The sequence below is a fragment of the Bacillus sp. SIMBA_026 genome, from assembly GCF_046535335.1.
Lineage (GTDB): Bacteria > Bacillota > Bacilli > Bacillales > Bacillaceae > Bacillus > Bacillus velezensis.
Genome location: NZ_JAWRWX010000449.1, coordinates 1 through 239 on the forward strand (window position 1 = coordinate 1; position 239 = coordinate 239).

General features: G+C 61.1%; 1 protein-coding gene. It reads right to left on the bottom strand.

The genetic code is table 11. From position 1 onward, the window contains the following. Positions 1–227 (bottom strand): cache domain-containing protein (locus SB847_RS22130; protein WP_410578900.1); only part of this gene is annotated, 227 nt, incomplete at its 3' end. Between the last annotated feature and the right edge of the window lie 12 nt (positions 228–239).

Consider the following 239-nt stretch of genomic DNA (forward strand, 5'->3'; position numbering starts at 1 on the left):
GCCTCACGGTTGGTTAGAGCGACTAAATGACCGTTCCACTCCGGTAAGCGGCGGGCGACATCCAGAGGGGCAGCCCCCGTGTAGCCTGTCACCATCAGCGCAATTTCGCTTCCCGACACTTCTCTTGCTTCGCGGGTTACGTCCGCCAGCGAGCGTGACAGCACCACCATGCCAATGCTGCTGCCCTCCATTAATATGGGCACTGCCGCGTACTGCTGGCAGTTCAACCCGCAGCGCAG